The organism is Polynucleobacter sp. MWH-Berg-3C6, from assembly GCF_018881855.1.
GTDB lineage: Bacteria > Pseudomonadota > Gammaproteobacteria > Burkholderiales > Burkholderiaceae > Polynucleobacter.
Window position 1 is genome coordinate 1 of record NZ_JACVPN010000009.1, and the last position, 2755, is coordinate 2755.

Here is a 2755-nt window from a genome sequence, read left to right on the forward strand (position 1 = left end):
ATCGCTGGGCTAGTGGTGTAAGCACTTTGGCTTTGGGTAGCGCCGTTGTACATCACAGTCGTAGGGGTAGCACTAATCGCTACCGCTAATGGCGTGACTTGAAGGTTACCAGTGACGACGGCTTGAGGGTTAGAAATGTTGTTACCACTGACGGTGAAATTAGCAGTAGTCAAATCATAAGTACCCACTGCAGTATTTCCAGAGCCACTTATAGAGGCGCCGACTGGAACAATCTTGAAGCTAATAGTTGTACCGGCCCCATCATTTCCAGAGTATGTTGTCACGCCAGCAGTGGTTGTGGCCTGCAAATTAATTGAATAAATTGCATTGCCACCTGAAGCACTCATATAAGACGCAGTTGGACTTTGCGGATTAGTGCTGCTGTAATTTGGCAATGTTCCATACGTAGTAATAGCGCCGTTGGTCTTAATCAGCAATTGGCCGGCAGGTGTAACTGTATAAATACCAGGAACATAAGTAATCGTGTAGTTCGCAAGACCAGTACCCGTTGCACCAGTCACAGTAGTGGCGTAAGTACCTGCGCTAGTGCTAGAAGATAAAGCAGTTGAGTTTGTACTAGATACAACTGCTGCAGTAGTAGCACTGGCAACAGTATCGCTACCGAGCAAGCCTGCAACCACATAAGAAACTACAGAATTACTAGATACATCATTAGGTATTTGAGTAACAAACGATGCTTGGTTTGTAGCAGTAATTGTTAAGCTTGCCTTGGTGATATCGGCAGTCAAATTTGGAGTTGGCCCTGAAACGTAATAATTTCCAGCTTTTGCACCAGTCAAGCTTACGCCAGCCATCGTATTGTAAGAAACGCCGCCAATAGTCGCTGTAGCACCTGCCGGAGTGACTGTTAGGTTAGTACCAACTGTAGATTGGCTAAAGCTTCCTACATAAGCGCTAACTGGCGAAACTACAACACTACCTATATCAGATGTAAACACACCATCTAAAGTCTGCGTACCAGTAACAGTAATTGTTGCGGCGGTTGTGGTGTCATACACCTTGTTTTGTGCAGTCAGACCACCGCTAATAGTTAATGGTGCTGGAGTGATGTTGGCCTTGAGTAAATTACTGGAGACACCGGCAATATAGTAATTGCCAGACGCTGCGCCAGTTAAGGTTGCACCAGCCATAGAAGTAATGCCATTGGCTCTTGTGGTGCTTGGTGTGACCGCAATGTTATTAGCAACGTTGGCATCAGCAAAAGTGCCTGCGTATGGGCCAGTAGAGTTCGCGCTAACGCTACCTGTATCAGCCGTAAATACGCCGCTTAAGGTTTGTGTACCAGTAACATTCACTACCGCTGCAGTCGTAGTGTCATACACCTTGTTCTGAGCTGTCAGGCCACCAGTGATATAGACCGGAGCTGGGGTGATGTTGGCACTTAAAGTCTGGCTTACTCCAGAGACATAGTAGTTCCCTGCTGATGGACCAGATAGGGTTACACCATTCATAGTGTTATAGCTAGAACCATTAATAGTGGTAGATGCTGTAGTTGGAGTAACCGTTAGGCTATTACCCACATTAGCCGCACTAAAGGTACCGGCGTATGGGCCAGACGAACTAATAATGACATTGGTTTGGCCAATATCGCTACCCAATAAACCATTTAAAGTTTGAGTTCCGCCAACAGAAATAACAGCAGTATTTGTTGCATCATAGGTCTTACTTTGGGCCGTTAAACCACCACTAATAGTTAATGGCGCTGGAGTGATGTTGGCAGCCAAGGACTGTGGCGCAGCAATACCTGCGATGTAGTAGTTAGCGCCTTTAGCTCCAGCAAGTGACATGCCTGCAACCGGTCCATTAGTAGACGATAGAACTGGGGAGACAGTGATCCCTGAACCTGCATTAGCAGATGCAAAAGCAAAACTATTTACATAGTTACCTGCTGTCGGTGCAGTGACGGCATCGCTACCCAATACTCCAGATAGAGTAATTGTTCCTGCCGTAACAGTGGCTGCAGTCGTAGTGTCATACACCTTGTTCTGAGCTGTCAGGCCACCAGTGATATAGACCGGAGCTGGGGTGATGTTGGCACTTAAAGTCTGACTGACTCCAGAGACATAGTAGTTCCCTGCTGATGGACCAGATAGGGTTACACCAGTCATAGTGTTATTGCCGTCAACTACTGTATATGCTGGGTTCACTGTTAATGCTGTTGCAACATTCGCTGAACTAAATGCACCAGCATAGGGGCCGCTACTATTGACAACAACATTACTAGTATTGACATCGCTACCTAAAAGGCCCGCTAAAGTCTGCGTACCAGTAACAGTAATTGTTGCGGCGGTTGTGGTGTCATACACCTTGTTTTGTGCAGTCAGACCACCGCTAATAGTTAATGGTGCTGGAGTGATGTTGGCCTTGAGTAAATTACTGGAGACACCGGCAATATAGTAATTGCCAGACGCTGCGCCAGTTAAGGTTGCACCAGCCATAGAAGTAATGCCATTGGCTCTTGTGGTGCTTGGTGTGACCGCAATGTTATTAGCAACGTTGGCATCAGCAAAAGTGCCTGCGTATGGGCCAGTAGAGTTCGCGCTAACGCTACCTGTATCAGCCGTAAATACGCCGCTTAAGGTTTGTGTACCAGTAACATTCACTACCGCTGCAGTCGTAGTGTCATACACCTTGTTCTGAGCTGTCAGGCCACCAGTGATATAGACCGGTGCTGGGGTGATGTTGGCTGTTGCAGTTACTGGTGCGACCCCAATCTGATAGTTACCAGAGCCTG

1 protein-coding gene is annotated in these 2755 nt (G+C 47.0%); it reads right to left on the bottom strand.

The genetic code is table 11. The features are described 5' to 3' along the window. A partial coding sequence (locus ICN13_RS09965; RefSeq protein ID WP_255534124.1) for a YDG domain-containing protein occupies window positions 1-2755 on the bottom strand: 2755 nt, incomplete at both ends.